Here is a 16829-nt window from a genome sequence, read left to right on the forward strand (position 1 = left end):
ATGGGATAAAATACTAGTGTTAATAAAGGAGGACGTTACGTCTTATGGTTTTAGTTTCGGCTAAAGAAATGATTGACAAGGCTCGTCAGGGTCATTATGCGATTGGTGCGTTCAACATCAACAACATGGAGTGGACAAAAGCTATCTTAGCAGGTGCCCAAGAAACAAACTCACCAGTGATTTTACAAGTATCAGAAGGGGCCGGTAAATACATGTGTGGTTTCAAGCAAGCTGCTGATATGGTTAAGAACATTCACGACCAAATGGGTATCACAGTTCCGGTAGCGTTACATTTAGACCACGGTACTTATGAAGGGGCTAAGGCTGCTATTGAAGCTGGTTTCACATCGGTTATGTTTGATGGTTCACACTATGAATTCAAAGAAAATGAAGAAAAGTCTAAAGAAATCATCGCTTTAGCACATGCCAAGGGAGTTTCTGTAGAATGTGAAGTTGGCGGTATCGGTGGTACGGAAGATGGTGTCACATCCAATGGTGAGCAAGCTGATCCGGCTGAGTGTGCGGAAATTGCTGGTTTAGGTGTTGACTTCTTAGCGGCCGGTATCGGTAACATTCATGGGGTTTATCCGGCTGATTGGGCAGGTTTAAACTTTGATTTATTAGCTAAGATTGATGAAGCTGTTAACCACACACCATTAGTATTACATGGTGGTTCCGGTATTCCTTCTAATCAAATTCACAAGGCAATTGACATGGGTGTTTCTAAGATTAATGTTAATACGGACCTACAAATTGAATTTGCGAAGGCTACTCGTGCTTACATTGAAGCTGGTAAGGATCAACAGGGTAAAGGCTTTGACCCTCGTAAATTATTGAAGCCGGGTACAGACGCAATCACCGCTAAGGTCATTGCAATGATTAAGAACTTCGGTTCAGCCGACAAGGCTTAAGTAAAAAACGAATTTGTCAGGAAGGAAGTTAGTTCCTCTCTGACTTTTTTGTATGCTTTTCATTCTTTTTAATCTGCTTTAAAATAGTAGCTATGATAAAAGCAGTTTTATTTGATATGGATGGAATTCTCTTTGATTCAGAGGATTTTTATATGCAAGGAACCATTGCCCAAATGAAATCTTGGGGATACAATGGTCCAATTGAAAAAATATACGCGATTATTGGAACTTCTATGGAGGGAACCTGTGATATTCTTTACCAACTTTTAGATGGAAAGAAACCAAAAGAAGATATTGCCAAAGAAAATTATATTTATTTCACCCAAACCAATCCGCTTAAAGCAAGGGATATTATGTTTCAAGATGTGCCAAAAGCGTTAGAAACTTTAAAGAATGAGGGTATTCAAATGGCGGTTTGTTCTTCATCGCCTTATGAAACGGTGATGTATATGATTAAAGAAATGGGTATTCAGTCTTATTTCAATTACATTGAATCCGGTGAACATTTAGCCCATTTTAAACCGGCTCCGGACATTTATTTAGATGCTTTAAAGCAGTTAAATGTGAAAGTGGAAGAAGCGATTGTCTATGAAGATAGTCAAATTGGTATCCAAGCGGGTAAGAATGCAGGCATGATAACGATTGCAAGAGAAGATTTGCGTTATGGGCAAGACCAAAGCCAAGCGGATTTTTGTGTGAAGAATATCAGTGAATTAGTGAAGTGGATAGAGGGGGTTAATCATGGAGAGAGTCATTAAAATTCGAGGTGGGAGAACATTAAGTGGAGAAGTTTCTATATCAGGAGCGAAGAATGCGACTGTCGCTTTAATCCCAGCCGCCATTTTAGCTTCTGGTCCAGTTACAATTGTTGGTGTTCCACAAATTGCAGACGTACAAAATTTAACGAAAATTTTACAACTATTGCATGTTGAGGTACATCAGGTTGCTAAAGATCATCTCATCATCGATCCAGGTCATATGCAAGATATGGATTTGGTGGATGAAGCCGTTACGAAATTAAGAGCCTCCTATTATTTCATGGGTGCTTTGCTAGGTAAGTATGGTCATGTCAAGATGAAAATGCCTGGTGGTTGTGATTTAGGGCCTAGACCAATTGACTTACATTTGAAAGGTTTTGAGGCATTAGGCGCTAAAGTTACCTATGAAAGAGGTTGTTATGTGATTGATGCTGATGAGTTAGTGGGAACGGATATTTTCTTAGATTTTGCTTCTGTTGGTGCCACGATTAATATCATGATGGCAGCGGTTTACGCAAAGGGCAGAACAACCATTGAAAATGCTGCGAAAGAGCCGGAAATCATTGATGTAGCCACTTTGTTAAATAATATGGGTGCTAAAGTTCGTGGGGCCGGTACAGATGTTATCACCATTGATGGTGTTAGTACGATGTATGGTTGTATTCATGAAATTATCCCTGACCGTATTGAAGCCGGTACTTTCTTGATTATGGCGGCGGCTTGTGGAAAGGATGTTACGATTAGTAATGTCATTCCAACACACTTAGAAGCCCTTACTTCCAAACTAAGAGATATGGGTGTTCCTTTAAAAATTGAAATCGATAAAATTATCGTTGGTGAAAGCCATTCTTTAAAAACAACCGATATTACCACCCGTATTTATCCCGGTTTTCCAACTGATTTACAACAACCTTTAACCGCCCTTTTAACCCAAGCGGATGGTGATTCTCGAGTGGAAGAAACAATTTATAAAGAACGTTTTAAGCATTGTGAAGAACTTAATAATATGGGGGCGAATATTGAAGTTGGAACTGGAGAAGCGATGATTCATGGTCCAACACCTTTGTTTGGCGCAAAAGTCGTCGCTACGGATCTTCGTTGTGGAGCAGCCATGTTGGTGGCAGGTTTGATTGCGAATGGGGTGACAGAAATCCATGATATTTATCATATTGAACGTGGTTATTCCGAAATCGACCAAAAATTGATTGCCTTGGGGGCGGAAATTTGGCGTGAAGAAGTGGAATAAGACTTGCGATTGAAAAGAAATATGTTAATATATTATGGCAATAAGCACTTACTTTAAGCACAAATGAGGCTTAAGGCAGAAGGGAGAACATATTTATGAAACAAGGAATTCATCCGGAATACCATAAAGTTAAAGTTGTTTGTTCAAGTTGCGGTACAGAATTTGAAACAGGTTCTACAGCTAAGGAATTAAAAGCTGACACATGTTCAAACTGTCACCCATTCTATACAGGTAGACAACGATTCGCTCAAGCTCAAGGACGTATTGAGAAGTTTAATCGTAAATACGGCATTAAGGAAGGCGAATAAGAGTGAGAAATCACTCTTTTTTTTAGCTATCTAATTAGAGTACAATATTTTAGTAAGGAGTATACGTAGCCATGGATGCAGTAAGAGAGAAACTAATTGAAATTGAAAAACGATACCAAACCATCACGAATGATTTGATGGATGAAAAGGTATTTAGCAATCCCGCTTTATTAACCAAATTATCCAAGGAACAAGCTTCCTTAACCCAATCGCTTGAAGCTTGGCATAAATTGAAAAAATTAGATAATCAAATTGAACAAGCCAATGAAATGTTAAAGGAAAGTGATCCCGAATTAAAAGAAATGGCGAAAATGGAATTGGAAGAATGTGTACCAGCGCAAGAAGAACTTTTAGAACACATTCAACATTTATTGATTCCAAAAGATCCTGATGATGATCATGATGTCATTATGGAAATCCGTGGTGGTGCTGGTGGTGATGAGGGTAATATTTTTGCGGGGGATTTGTATCGCATGTATATACGTTATGCGGAAGCGAAAGGTTGGAAGATTCAAGTCATGGAAGCCTCGGCTAGTGAAGCGGGTGGCTTTTCACAAGTTATTTTCTCCATTAAAGGAAATGAAGTGTACCGTGATTTAAAGTGGGAATCCGGTGTGCATCGAGTTCAACGTGTGCCTAAGACCGAATCGCAAGGACGTGTGCATACCTCCACAGCAACGGTACTTTGCCAACCGGAAGCGGAAGAAGCGGATATTGTCATTGACCCAAGTGATTTAACTATTGAAACTCATCGTGCTTCTGGGGCGGGTGGTCAGCACATTAATAAAACCGATTCAGCCGTTCGTATTGTCCACTTGCCAACAGGGATTACGGTTAACTGCCAAGATGGACGTTCACAAATTGAAAATAGAGAAACCGCCATGCGATTAATTCGTGCCCGTGTTTATGAAGAAATTAAGCGCCAAAGAGATGAAGCGGCCGGAGCGGTTCGTCGGGCTAAGATTGGTACCGGTGATCGGTCGGAAAAAATTCGTACCTATAACTACCCACAAAATCGTGTGACGGATCATCGCATTGGTTTAACCATTACGCAATTAGATCGCATTATGGAAGGTAAGCTGGATGGTATCATCGAAGGATTACAAGCGGAAGAGGAAAAGAGAAAACTAGAGGAAAGCCAAGGATGAGTTTTTTAAGAGAATTGGTTCTTGATTATGAAAAGAAAGCGTTGGAAAAGGCTATTTCTGAAGAAACTGTTATGGCTTATTTGGTGGAATTGAGCCAAAGAGAACGCTATGATTTATACCTGCATTTTGAAGAAGAAAGCCCACAAGATTTAGAAAAAGAGTTCTGTGCCGGTATGGAAAGAATTCTCAAGGGTGAACCAATGGCACATGTGCTAGGCTACTCTTGGTTTTATGGCTATAAAATACTGGTGAATAGGGATGTTTTAATTCCTCGTTATGAAACGGAAGAATTGTGTGCCAATATTTTAAATCGTATGGATACTTTCTTTTCAAATGCAGAGAAAATAGATATTGCGGATGTTGGAACCGGATCAGGGGCTATCGCGATTACACTTTGCAGGGAAGAAGAAAAATGCGTGATGAGAGCGAGTGATATTTCTTCTGAGGCGGTAGATATAGCAAAGAAAAATGCACAGCTTAATGAAGCAACAATCGAATTCTTGGTTGGGAATATGTTGGATCCTTTATTGGAAAAAGGAATTCAGTTGGATGTTTTAGTGTGCAATCCGCCGTATATTCCTCAAGCGGAAGAAATGGAATCTTCTGTGGTAGACTATGAACCTCATGTGGCTTTATTTGGGGGGAAAGATGGATTGAAGTATTATCGAGAAGTCTTTATGAACGCTCATCGTATTTTAAAAGAAAAAGCTTTCATGGCTTTTGAAATGGGTTGGAACCAAAGAGAAGCGATGACGAAACTAATCAAAGAAATTTTACCGGAAGATCGCTTTGAATTTCTCAAAGATATCAATGGAAAAGATCGTATGTTGTTTGTATATCATAATCTTTAAGGAGAGTAGAAAGTTTGTACTCTCTTTTATTTCGTCTATAATATATCCAAGATGATAAATAAACCAAAAAAATGGATACTAATTTTAATCAGCGTATTTTTCCTGTTTTCCACGCTTTTAACATTTACGATCGTTTGGTTGTTCCATACTTGGCCTAAGCTACAAATTCATGAGTTTTTGTTTGAAATACTGACTCCTTTAAAAGGCACCGGTTCTGATCAAATCCGAAAATTTATTATCTGGGTGATTGTACCAACTAGTGTTGTAGGGATACTGGTGGCTATTCTTTATTACTTATTAACAGAGGAAAAAAGAAAAATGCTGCGAAAAGGATTGGTGTTTTTATCCATTATATCGCTAGTTTTAAGTGGTGTTCGTTTTTGGACAAAACTAGATGTTACGAATTATATTAGAAATCAATGGACTGATTCTACTTTTATTCAAAAAGAATACGTAGATCCTTCAACGGTAGCTCTACAATTCCCTAAGAAGAAAAGAAATTTAATTTATATTAGTTTAGAATCTGTAGAAACAGGATTCTCCAGTCAAGAATATGGTGGAAAAAAGAAGAATAATTACATTCCTGAGCTAACGAAATTAGCATTGTCTAATCAATGCTTTTCCGCTAATCAAAAAGTACTAAACGGCGCTGTTTCCTTGACAGGAACAGGATGGACAATGGGTGGTTTATTTGCTCAAACCTCCGGGTTGCCTCTAAAAGTTAATATGGAAGGCAATAGTATGATTTCACAAGAAACCTTCTTTCCAAATATAATGAATTTAGGCGATATTCTTGCTAAACAAGGTTATCAGAATGTCTTTATGTTAGGATCGGATGCCGAGTTTGGTGGTCGTCAGCTATTCTTCAAAAGCCATGGTAATTATGAAATCAATGATTATAATTATGCCAAACAAAAAAACTGGATTCCATCCAACTATCATGTGTTTTGGGGCTTTGAAGACCATAAACTCTTTGACTTTGCAAAAATGAAACTAACTAATCTTTCTTCAAGTGATAAACCTTTTAACTTACATCTATTAACTGTCGATACTCATTTTGAAGATGGTTATAAAGACCATGAAACACCAACAAAGTTTTCTCAGAATCAATATGGCAATGTGATTTATGGTTCGGATAAACGAGTGAGTGATTTTGTGAAGTGGTGTCAGAAACAACCTTGGTATGAAAATACAACGATTGTACTTTCAGGCGATCATCCAACCATGGATAAAGACTTCATGGAAGGGGTAGATATGCACCATAAAAGAACCGTGTATTACACCATTGTGAATGGAATAGCGAAACGAGAGAATAGCTCAATCAGTCGTTATTATTCGACGATGGATAGTTTTCCAACCACTTTGGCAGCTTTGGGTGTGAAGATACCGGGTGACCGTTTGGCCTTGGGCACAAACTTATATGGTCAGAAAAAGACCTTAGTGGAAGAATATGGAGAAGATTTCTTAAATGAAGAATTAGCGAAAAAATCTAGCTTTATGGAAAAATTAGCGGCGGTTAAAAAAGAAGAGAATGAACATCCATATAACCTAGGCTTTGAAAGCTCTGTCCAAGGAAAACACTTGAAATTAGATTGGAAATATTTATTGGAAAAAGACCAATGGTTGGATACAAGCGGTGTTTCTATTTTTCAAAAAGGTCAAAGGCTAGAGAAAACTACAGAGAACAGCTATGCACTATTGGATGAAACTTCTCCTTTAATCTTAAAGATAAAAGACAAAGAGGTACTTCGTGGCGAACCGCATTTCTTTAGTCAGGAGTTTCATTCTTTTATCCAAGCGTTAAAAGGAGCCGATAGGACGAAGTACGATTGGTACATGCTTAATTCGGGTGATTATATGAACCAAGTCAATTCGGAAAGAAAGAAAAGTTTAATTTCTTTAGGCTTAACGGAAAAAGAACTACGCTTAAATCACAATGTGCTTTTCACCTCAAGTGGTGTAAAAGAAAGCTCGAAAGAGAGCATTCATTACAAACAGAATGTAGTAGAATGCTTGGCTTCTTTGGATGCTAATGAGAAATCTTGGTTTGTGTATAAAGGGAAAAAACACTCAATTTCACAGGGAATTAACTTCTTTGTAGTGAATAAAGAAACAGGAGAGGTAACGCATCGCTCATTTAATACGATTGTTGGTTATCCCAGCTTTGATAAAAAAATAATTCAAGTTAAGAATCATCAATTGCAAGTGGAATTGTCTCAATATTCTGGCGTTGTTGGTGAGGTGTTTGGGAATTTCTTGATTGTTAGCGATGGAAAAGAGAGAAGATTGGTTTATTTAGACTTGGCGAATGGTGTTTGGAAGGCTAATATAGATATTCAAGGGATGGATGAATCGAAATTAGAAATGATGGGATTTTTAAATGTGAAGAATCAAATCTATTTTATTGGAGATATAGAAGTGCAGGATTAAAATAGAAACGAGAGGTATTCATGAAAAAAACGAAAACAAAAAAACCTTTGAGCAAGGGAATGAAAGTCTTTTTGGATTTAGTGATGGTTTGTTGCTTATTGGTGGCCGGCTTTTCAGCTTGGAGTATTGTGCAAGCTTTGAAAGATTATCGTGAATCGCGACAGGCTTATGAAGAAGTTAGAAAAGAAGTGGTTGTGATTGATCAAAAAACAAAAGAAGAAAAGGTGGATTTTGCGAAATTAAAGAAGCTTTATCCTGATACAGCCGCTTGGATTAAAATGAAAGATAGTAGGATTGATTATCCGATTGTCTATGGCGACTCTGTTGATCCGGCAAGAAGAGGAAATGAGTTCTATTTGCATCATTTGATGGATGGTCGTTACCAAAACTCAGGAACATTATTCATGGATGTTCAAAATGGGCGTGGTTTGAAGTCAAGGGTTTGGACGGTGTATGGACATAATATGCGTGATGGCTCAATGTTTGCGGATATCAATAAATTTCAGAAACAGTCTTACTATGATAGTCATAAGGAAATGGAATTAGAAACACCAGAGGGTAAGTATAAGGTTTATCCGGTTGCCGGCATCAAAACAACTGGTTCAGATGATTATGTGCGCTACCATTTTAGCTCTAATCAAGAGTTTATGGATTATGTGAATATGTTTCAAAAGAAGAGTACTTTTAAATCTGAACAAACGGTAAGTGCGAAGGATCAGTTGATGTTATTTTCGACTTGTGATTATAGCATTGATGATGGTCGTTATGCTTTGCTTGCAAAAGTGGTTAAGAAATAGAGGTAGTGGTATGTTGAAAACGAAAGATTGTTTTGATTTGAACCATAGTTTAGCTGGCTCTTATTTAGAAAAGTATGAATATCCATGGCTTGCCTTATCGGGTATTAAAGAATTGATTTTAAATTTAGGTGGTTCTCTAGGTGAGGATTATGAAGAGGTTCAACCACAGGTTTGGGTGCATAAAACAGCTAAAGTATTTCCTTCTGCTTATTTAGGAAGTCCTTGTATCATTGGTGCACGGACAGAAGTGCGTCATTGTGCTTTCATTCGCGGTTCTGTTTTAGTGGGAGAGGATTGTGTGGTTGGCAATTCCGTGGAATTAAAGAATGTGATTTTGTTTGACCATGTGCAAGTGCCTCATTACAACTATGTTGGCGATTCTATCCTTGGTTACTACAGTCACATGGGAGCAGGTGCAGTTACTTCCAATGTAAAATCCGATCATAGCTTGGTTGTGATTCATGTGGGTGATGAAGCCATCGAAACGGAATTAAAGAAGTTTGGTGCTATTTTAGCTGATCATGTGGAAGTTGGTTGTAATGCGGTTTTGAATCCCGGTACAGTGATTGGCTCTAATTCAAGAGTGTATCCAACGACGGGTGTGCGTGGTTTTGTGCCGGAAAATAGTATTGTTAAGAAAACCGATGTGATTGTGAAAATAAAAAAAGGAGAATAGTATTCCCCTAATTCTTTCTAGGTAACTGCTTCAAGAAGGCTTCAACGTCTTCTTTTTTCGTAGCCCAATCGGTTACCATACGGATAACTTCCTCCTCACCTAAATCTTGCCAAGTCATGAGACCAAAGTCTCTTCGTAGTTCATTCGTAACTTTTTTAGGTAAGATAGGGAATAATTGATTGCTTTGACATGGATAGAAGAAAGAATATCCTTTTTCTTGAAGACCATTTTTTAAGCGTTCCGCATGCTCTATGGCTTGTTTAGAAATTTGGAAATAGCGATTCTTTTCAAAAAGAGTTTGAAATTGAATTCCCAATAAGAACCCCTTGGCTAATAAACCACCCTTCTGTTTGATGGAAAGACGAAATCCTTTTGCGTATTCTTTTTGATTAAAAATAACGGCTTCACCAAACAAAGCACCAATTTTAGTGCCACCAATGTAGAATATATCGCATAAATGAGCAAGGTCTTTGAATTGAACATCATTTTCCTTTGCACACAGACCATAGCCTAATCTAGCTCCATCAATAAAAAAAGGAATTTTATATTTTTGACAAATGGAATGTAAGTCTATCAATTCTTTTTTGGAGTATAATAGTCCTGTTTCCGTAGGAAATGAAATGTATAAAGCGGCAGGTTGAACACAATGTTCAGGACTAGGCTCTTTTTCATAAATCTCTAAGGCTTCCTGTACTTGCCGAGCAGATAGTTTACCTTGTTGGCTTGGTAGTAGAGAACATTTATGACCAAGTGCTTCTATAGCTCCTGTTTCATGGGTGTTGATATGACCACTATCAGCGGTTAATACACTTTGATAAGGACGTAAGATGTGCGATAGAACCGTTACATTGGTTTGAGTGCCGCCCACTAGGAAATGGATTTCACTATCGCATTCTAGTTTTTCTTGAATTAACTTTTTCGCTTCTTCGCAATACCTATCTAAACCATAACTGATATTCTGTTCAAAATTACTGGTGTTTAATTTTTCCAGTATTTCGGGAATACATCCCTTACTATAATCATTTTCAAAAAGAATCATATTTAAGCTCCTCATATACAAGTTCATCATAAAGTAGGAAAGGAAAAAAGCAATGTTGATATGTCAAAATTATGAAATCGATGTGCTGGTCGACTTATTAAAACAAGATGAAGCAGTGGCGGTACCGACGGATACCGTCTTTGGTTTGTGTGCTCGTTACGATCACTTTCAAGCTCAAGAAAATTTAAGAGATTTAAAGAAAAGACCAGAAACAAAAGCATTCCCAATTATGTGTTCCAATTTTCAACAAGTGTTACAAATCTGTGAAATGAAAGAAGAAGAAAAAAGAGTGATGGAACAATTTATGCCTGGTCCTTTGACCATGATTTTAAAGAAAAAGGAAGGAGTACCTTCCTTTGTGAATGATGGGCAAGATACGATTGCGATTCGTTTGGCAACTAGCCCTATTTTAGCCGAGATAATTGATAAATTAGGTGTTCCGGTGTATATGACTAGTGCCAACTTATCAGGTGAGCCGGTCGCTTTAACCATACAGGATGTACCAGAGGTAAAGGCTGCTTTAAATGGTAAAATTAAATATGGTCAAGCCAGTACGATTGTTGTCTTTGAACAGGGAGCTTGGAAACTCTTGCGTCAAGGACCAATCACTTTATCGCAAATCCAATCCCTATTTTAAAAGTGAAGAAAGGCAATCCAAAGGTATTGTCTTTCCTTTTCGGGTGTTTTCTTGAAAGTATCGGCTAGTCAGGGCATAGCGAACGGCTTCTTTTAATTGTTCAGGATTACATTCTTCTTTTTCTAAACATAAACCAACATCATAGGGAATACGCTGTTTCTTAGGTAGGATGAGTTGGGGAATGCCGGCTTGCTTACAAACTTGGTATAGATACATATTTTCTTGATGAATAATCAAAGGAGCTTTGTAGAATAAGATTTGGTCCGGTTCGAAAAAGCGATAGTTATCTAATACAGGTGTCAACATCTTTTCATAACTAGTACCCCGTTCGAGAAGAATTTTATCACTGGTAGAAAAGGTATTATTGCTTTGTATTTCAAGAAGATGTTCGGGAATATCAAAGCTAAAATACACACCAAATCGTCTTAAATCTCGATATCTGAGAATTTGTTCAAGATGATTTTCTTTTAATAGGCGGTTGAAACCACGGAATAGATTATGCGGACTACGGACTTTTTCAAGATAGCCATCTTGTAAAAAATAGAAAGGAATATGGTTTACGCTCGTTGCTATAAAGGCTGCGTATCTTCCTAAACTAATGCAACAATCCGGTTGGAAATCCTCTATTGCTTCTTGCATAAGGGCGAAATCTTTTTTAAGGAAAGAATACGATAATTCTCCTTTCGTATAAATATCTTCCAAGGCATTTTCTGAATGAAAAAAAAGAAGATTATGATTTTTAGGAGAAGAGTAGTGTTTCTTGGACCAAGAAGGAGAAGAACTAGAGCAAGTAGCGAAATCAATATCAAGATTGAATTGAAGAGCTCTTGCTAGAGTTAGGTAATCTTCTTGATTGCGGATAAACCAAAGTATTTTCATGTTCCCAATATAACATGCTTTTCAGCTCAGGGAAAACGTGGCAGTCTTGAATTATAATTAGATTTCGTATAAAATAGCGAAAGAAAATTGGAGGTAAACCCATGCTAGAAGTCTTACATCATCCACTCATTACGCATAAGCTGACACAAATGCGACAAATTTCAACAACGACTAAGGATTTCCGTGAAAATCTGGATGAAATTGCGGAATTGATGGCTTATGAAGTTTGTCGTGATTTACCAACAAAACCAGTTGAAATTGAAACACCTGTTTCTAAATGCATTGGTTATCAATTATCGAAAGAAGTTGTGATTGTACCAATTCTTCGTGCCGGTATTGGTCTATTAGATGGTATTCGTCGTCTAGTTCCAACAGCTAAGGTTGGCTTTATTGGAATGTATCGTGACGAAGAAACATTAGAGCCGGTGGAATATTTTGCGAAGTTTCCAAATGATTTAGAACATTCCATTGTGATGGTCGTTGATCCGATGTTGGCGACGGGCGGTAGTGCGAATGACTCTATTAATCAAATTAAGAAGCGTGGGGCTAAAAATATTAAGCTTGTTTGTTTGGTTGGAGCTCCTGAAGGTGTGCAACTAATTCAAAAGAATCATCCGGATGTGGATATTTATTTAGCGGCTTTGGATGAAAGATTAAACGAACATGGGTATATCGTACCCGGCTTAGGGGATGCGGGCGACCGTATTTTTGGGACAAAATAATTGTTTAAATTTTATCTTCAGTCGGGCATTTATTTAATTGCCTTGGTGCTTAGCTTTTATGCTTTGCAAGCCCTTGATTTTGAAAGGATTCTTCGTAAGAATAAAGTCAATCAAGCCCAAGTATTATATGGTCTATTGGTTATTGCATTAGCGTATTTGGTTGGCTCTTTTCTCCTATTCTTTATTCGTTAAAAGGGAATTTACCTTCTATTGGGAATATAACGATAGGAGGTTTTTTTATGACGGCGAAAGAATTGTGGGCAAATTATATGGATGATCGAAGAAAGGTCTATGATTTAGTCGTTCCTGACCAAGTGGACAGTGCCTTAGTATCGGAAGCCAATTGGATTACAAGGTCGCAATATAGTTGTGGACAATCCTTAGGTGTTCGGGTAAAGGTAGGAGATATTTGTTACTTGGATTATGGACAAGCTTATCTAAATGAGATGGGTTACCAACATTTTGGTTTGGTTTTTTCTTTATTTGCTAAGAAAGCTTTGATTATTCCGATGACTTCCAATCCCAGCACCTATGCGAAAGCCTTTGATGCTCATTATCAACAAAGTGGCAAGGAACATTTGATGCGTATTGGTTTAGTTCCGGGCTTAGTGAAACCGTCGGTTTTATTTCTAAATGATTTACGTTTTATCAATACCGCAAGAGTGATTGATGTGAAAGCTTATATTTCACCTGATTCTTCTTTGTTCAAAAGTATTGAGGAAAGAGTAGAAAAAGTTGTCTTTTCTAAAAGAAGGCATTGAAATGTTGTAGAATAAGAACATGAGGAAATTAGAGGGAAAATGGTTGGTGGCTGTTTCGACTGGTCCGGATTCTATGTACTTATTGCATCAATGCTTGGAATGCGGGATGAATGTTCAAATTGCTCATGTGAATTATCACCATCGTAGACAAGCGGAAGAAGAAGAGACCTTTATTCGTTCTTTTGCGAAACAGCACCAAATTCCACTTCATGTTCAAAATGGAAGCTTTCAGCCGAAAGGAAACTTTGAAGCTGAAGCGAGAAATTGGCGATATGACTTTTTTGCAAAAATTGTTCAAGAAGAAAATTTAGATGGTGTCTTGGTTGCTCATCAACAAGAGGATCTTTTAGAAACTTTTTTTATGCAAGAAGAAAAAGGACTAGAACCGGCTTATTTTGGCTTAAAAGAAAGAACCATCATTCATGGCATCGTAGTGGTTCGTCCTTTATTAAACCTTCGTAAAGAAGAAATGATGGCTTATCTAAATCGACATCAATATCGTTATTTCATAGATCACACCAATTTAGAAAATGAATATCGTCGTAATCAAATTCGTCATAGCCGACTGGAAACAATGAGTGATTTTATGCGTGAAGAGGTATTGAAAGAAATAGAGAAAAGAAATTCGGTTCTACAGGAAAGAAGATGTCGTGTAGCCACTTATATTCAACAAGGGAAAGTGAATATAGGCTTTTATCAAGCATTAGAAAAAGAAGATCGTTTGGCAACTTTAAGAAGCCTGTTGGACCAGAAGAAACATCATTCTAAAGTTCAATTGGAAGAAATGGATCGAATAGTGATGCGAAAAAATCATTTCTATATTCCTTTTGAAGAGGACTATATAGCAAGTGATGGCGGCTTTTTCTTTTTGTGGAAAGAAAAAAGGTATTCTTATACCAATATTGAGATGAAAGACTACCCTTTCTTTAAAGTAGAAAAAGGTGAAAAGGGAGTGAATGCAGTAACGGTATGGGAAGATGATTATCCATTAACTATCCGTAATTATCAACAAGGAGATAGTATTCAACTTCGTTTTGGTAAAAAGAGGATATCTCGATTTTTCATTGATCGAAAAATACCAATGTATTTGCGAAAGGTTTGGCCAATTGTTCTAAATTGCAAGCAAGAAATCATTTTGGTTCCGGGATTGGGATCAGATGTCCATCATTACTCTATAAACCCAAGTATCAATGTGATACAATACTTAAATGATAAGGAGTAATTATGTGGGAAAAAGAAACAATTAAAAAGGTATTGATTAATCAAGAAGAAATTCAACGGCGTTGCGTTGAATTGGGTGCAATTATTACAAAAGACTATGAAGGAAAAAAACCATTAATCGTGGCTTTACTTCGTGGCTCGGTACCATTCTTAGCGGAATTGATTAAAAATATTGATTTAAACCTTCAATATGATTTTATGGATGTTTCATCGTATGAGGGAACGGAATCCATTGGTGATATTCGTATTTTAAAAGACTTGGATTCTTCGATTAAAGGTGTGGATATTATCTTAGTGGAAGATATTGTGGACACAGGTCGTACGGTTAAAACGGTTTGTGAAACATTGATGAATAAAGGGGCGGCTTCAATTCGGGTTGTAACTTTATTGGATAAGCCTTGTCGTCGTGTTGTGAATACGAAACCAGAATATATTGGTTTTGAGATTGGCAATGAGTTTGTGGTTGGTTTTGGTATGGACTTTAATCAAGATTATCGTTGTTTACCATACATTGGTGTCTTGAAAGATGAGTGCTACCAAACTGAGGAGTAAGAATGAAAAATAGAAATTTAGTACAGCGTTATTTACCGATATTGATTATTTTAATTGCGCTTGCCAATTTATTGTTGATGAATCCAAATCGGAATACGAATAAGATGACCATCGATGAATTTTCTAAATTGGTGGATGCAGGCAGTATTGAAAGTGCTAATTTTTCCGTTGGTCGAAATGTGACGAATATTAAAGGAACTTATAGCAATTCAAGTAAGAAAGCAACTTTTGATATTACATTACCTAGCCGTAGTGATTTGATCAATAAGAGCATCGATACTTTAAAAACAAAGAACATTACGGTTGTGGATGCGGAAGCCTCCAATAAGTTTGTGGATGTGATTGTGAGCTTAATTCCATTTATTTTAATGATGGGCTTTGGCTTTTGGATGATTTCCCGTATGGCACAAGCCAATGGTGGTGCGAATGGGAAAGCGTTTGAGTTTTCTAATTCAAAAGCTCGTTTGGAAAGCAAGGTGCGTACTCGTTTTGAGGATGTGGCAGGTTGTGATGAAGAGAAACAAGAGATGTCGGAAATTATTGACTACTTGAAATATCCGAAGAAGTTTGAAAAGATGGGAGCTCGGATTCCAAAAGGAATTCTGTTGAGTGGTCATCCAGGAACGGGTAAAACTTTATTAGCGAAGGCGGTTGCAGGGGAAGCGAATGTACCTTTCTATAGCATCTCCGGTTCGGACTTTGTGGAAATGTTTGTCGGGGTTGGTGCTTCGCGTGTTCGTGATATGTTTAAGAAAGCTAAGCAAACGGCTCCATGTATGATTTTCATTGATGAAATTGATGCGGTAGGGCGTCAACGTGGCGCCGGTTTTGGCGGCGGTCATGATGAACGTGAACAGACCTTAAACCAATTGTTAGTGGAAATGGATGGTATGCAAGAAAACAATGGTGTTGTCATCATTGCGGCAACAAATCGTCCTGATGTTTTAGATCCTGCTTTATTAAGAGCCGGCCGTTTTGATCGTCAAATTACGGTTTCTCTTCCAGACTGGAAAGGACGTAAGGCTATTTTAGAAGTGCATGCTCGTAATAAGAAATTGGCGGAAAATGTGAATTTAGAAGCTCTGGCGAAAAGAACACCCGGCTTTTCAGGAGCCGACTTAGAAAATGTCTTAAATGAAGCGGCTATTTTAGCGGTTCGTGAAAATACAGAAGAGATTCATATGAATCAAGTGGATGAAGCGATTGACCGTGTGATGATGGGACCGGCGAAAGTTTCCCGTACTTATGATGAAGCAACGAAAAAGTTAGTGGCTTATCATGAAAGTGGTCATGCGATTATTGGTTTATTCTTAGATGATGCTCAAATCGTCCAAAAAGTAACGATTATTCCACGTGGGCAAGCCGGTGGTTATAACTTAATGACACCAAAAGAAGAAAAGATGATGCATACTAAGAAAGACCTGATGGCTTCCATTACTTCTTATATGGGTGGTCGCACCGCAGAAGAATTATTCTTTGATGATATTACAACCGGAGCGGTAGATGATATCAAGAGAGCAACTAATATTGCTCAAGATATGGTCACATTATACGGTATGTCGGATCTTGGCCCGATTAAGTATAATTCTGGTAGTGAGAATGTGTTCTTGGGTCGTGATTATAATCAACCCAATAATGTGTCTGGTGAAGTGGCCTATGAAATTGATCAAGAGGTTCGTAAGATTGTGAACGCTTGTCATAATAAAGCAAAGGAAATTATCACCGAACATAAGGCTGAATTAGAAAGTGTTGCACATGCGTTGATGGAAAATGAAACATTAACGAATGAACAAATCCGTAACATTGTTAAGGGATTACCAATGGATGCAGAAACTGAATAAGTACTCGTAAGAGTACTTTTTAGTGATGAGTTCTTTTTAAAAGAAAGTATCT

At 37.6% G+C, this 16829-nt stretch carries 18 protein-coding genes; 16 read left to right on the plus strand and 2 right to left on the minus strand.

What is annotated here, in order from left to right:
- Nucleotides 1–44: 44 nt before the first annotated feature.
- The 9 genes from fba to JOS54_RS01405 all read left to right on the plus strand — a co-directional run bounded on the left by fba (nt 45) and on the right by JOS54_RS01405 (nt 9125).
- Entirely contained in the window at nt 45–911 is an 867-nt protein-coding gene (gene fba, locus JOS54_RS01365) for a class II fructose-1,6-bisphosphate aldolase (protein ID WP_203245290.1), read from the plus strand.
- A gap of 92 nt (nt 912–1003) precedes the next feature.
- Complete coding sequence (locus tag JOS54_RS01370; protein WP_203245291.1) at nt 1004–1669, plus strand: HAD family phosphatase; 666 nt, start codon at nt 1004–1006, stop codon at nt 1667–1669.
- Complete coding sequence (locus JOS54_RS01375; RefSeq protein WP_203245292.1) at nt 1653–2915, plus strand: UDP-N-acetylglucosamine 1-carboxyvinyltransferase; 1263 nt, start codon at nt 1653–1655, stop codon at nt 2913–2915. The genes JOS54_RS01370 and JOS54_RS01375 overlap by 17 nt, the downstream gene beginning before the upstream one ends.
- Before the next feature lie 95 nt (nt 2916–3010).
- Nucleotides 3011–3223, plus strand: a complete 213-nt coding sequence (gene rpmE, locus JOS54_RS01380) for a 50S ribosomal protein L31 (RefSeq protein ID WP_006626362.1) — start codon at nt 3011–3013, stop codon at nt 3221–3223.
- Nucleotides 3224–3294: 71 nt separating this feature from the next.
- Nucleotides 3295–4371 carry a peptide chain release factor 1 gene (prfA, locus tag JOS54_RS01385; protein WP_203245293.1) on the plus strand — a complete coding sequence of 359 codons (1077 nt, stop codon included), beginning with the start codon at nt 3295–3297 and terminating at the stop codon, nt 4369–4371.
- Nucleotides 4368–5222 (plus strand): peptide chain release factor N(5)-glutamine methyltransferase, encoded by an 855-nt coding sequence (gene prmC / locus JOS54_RS01390; RefSeq protein ID WP_203245294.1) that lies wholly within the window; start codon nt 4368–4370, stop codon nt 5220–5222. Before prfA ends, prmC begins: the two co-directional genes overlap by 4 nt.
- Before the next feature lie 138 nt (nt 5223–5360).
- A complete protein-coding gene (locus tag JOS54_RS01395; RefSeq protein ID WP_203245295.1) occupies nt 5361–7652 on the plus strand; it encodes an LTA synthase family protein in 2292 nt (763 codons plus the stop codon).
- A 20-nt stretch (nt 7653–7672) separates the two neighbouring features.
- Nucleotides 7673–8449: a class B sortase gene (srtB, locus tag JOS54_RS01400; protein WP_203245296.1), complete on the plus strand. Its 777-nt coding sequence runs from the start codon at nt 7673–7675 to the stop codon at nt 8447–8449.
- A gap of 10 nt (nt 8450–8459) precedes the next feature.
- A complete protein-coding gene (locus tag JOS54_RS01405) occupies nt 8460–9125 on the plus strand; it encodes a UDP-N-acetylglucosamine pyrophosphorylase (protein ID WP_203245297.1) in 666 nt (221 codons plus the stop codon).
- A gap of 7 nt (nt 9126–9132) precedes the next feature.
- On the opposite strand, the gene JOS54_RS01410 is transcribed toward JOS54_RS01405, so the two are convergent.
- On the minus strand, nt 9133–10164 hold the full coding sequence (locus tag JOS54_RS01410; protein WP_203245298.1) for a low specificity L-threonine aldolase: 1032 nt from the start codon (nt 10162–10164) through the stop codon (nt 9133–9135).
- 52 nt (nt 10165–10216) lie between these two features.
- Here JOS54_RS01410 and JOS54_RS01415 point away from each other — a divergent pair, with 52 nt between their 5' ends.
- A complete protein-coding gene (locus tag JOS54_RS01415; protein WP_203245299.1) occupies nt 10217–10801 on the plus strand; it encodes an L-threonylcarbamoyladenylate synthase in 585 nt (194 codons plus the stop codon).
- On the opposite strand, the gene JOS54_RS01420 is transcribed toward JOS54_RS01415, so the two are convergent.
- Nucleotides 10793–11680, minus strand: a complete 888-nt coding sequence (locus JOS54_RS01420; RefSeq protein WP_203245300.1) for a hypothetical protein — start codon at nt 11678–11680, stop codon at nt 10793–10795. The two genes, JOS54_RS01415 and JOS54_RS01420, sit on opposite strands and share 9 nt — an antisense overlap.
- A gap of 101 nt (nt 11681–11781) precedes the next feature.
- Here JOS54_RS01420 and upp point away from each other — a divergent pair, with 101 nt between their 5' ends.
- The 6 genes from upp to ftsH are packed head-to-tail and all read left to right on the plus strand — an operon-like array spanning nt 11782 to nt 16777.
- Entirely contained in the window at nt 11782–12402 is a 621-nt protein-coding gene (gene upp / locus JOS54_RS01425) for a uracil phosphoribosyltransferase (RefSeq protein WP_203245301.1), read from the plus strand.
- The gene (locus JOS54_RS01430; RefSeq protein WP_203245302.1) at nt 12403–12594 is read left to right on the plus strand and encodes a DUF1146 domain-containing protein; all 192 of its coding nucleotides are present in this window, start codon (nt 12403–12405) and stop codon (nt 12592–12594) included. It abuts the gene before it with no gap.
- Nucleotides 12595–12641: 47 nt separating this feature from the next.
- Nucleotides 12642–13163, plus strand: coding sequence for a hypothetical protein (locus JOS54_RS01435; RefSeq protein ID WP_203245303.1), 522 nt, complete (start codon nt 12642–12644; stop codon nt 13161–13163).
- 19 nt (nt 13164–13182) lie between these two features.
- Entirely contained in the window at nt 13183–14385 is a 1203-nt protein-coding gene (gene tilS, locus JOS54_RS01440) for a tRNA lysidine(34) synthetase TilS (protein WP_203245304.1), read from the plus strand.
- A 2-nt stretch (nt 14386–14387) separates the two neighbouring features.
- Nucleotides 14388–14936, plus strand: coding sequence for a hypoxanthine phosphoribosyltransferase (hpt, locus tag JOS54_RS01445; RefSeq protein ID WP_203245305.1), 549 nt, complete (start codon nt 14388–14390; stop codon nt 14934–14936).
- A 2-nt stretch (nt 14937–14938) separates the two neighbouring features.
- Complete coding sequence (gene ftsH / locus JOS54_RS01450) at nt 14939–16777, plus strand: ATP-dependent zinc metalloprotease FtsH (protein WP_203245306.1); 1839 nt, start codon at nt 14939–14941, stop codon at nt 16775–16777.
- Nucleotides 16778–16829: the final 52 nt, after the last annotated feature.

This window comes from Bulleidia sp. zg-1006 (assembly GCF_016812035.1).
Classification (GTDB): domain Bacteria; phylum Bacillota_I; class Bacilli_A; order Erysipelotrichales; family Erysipelotrichaceae; genus Bulleidia.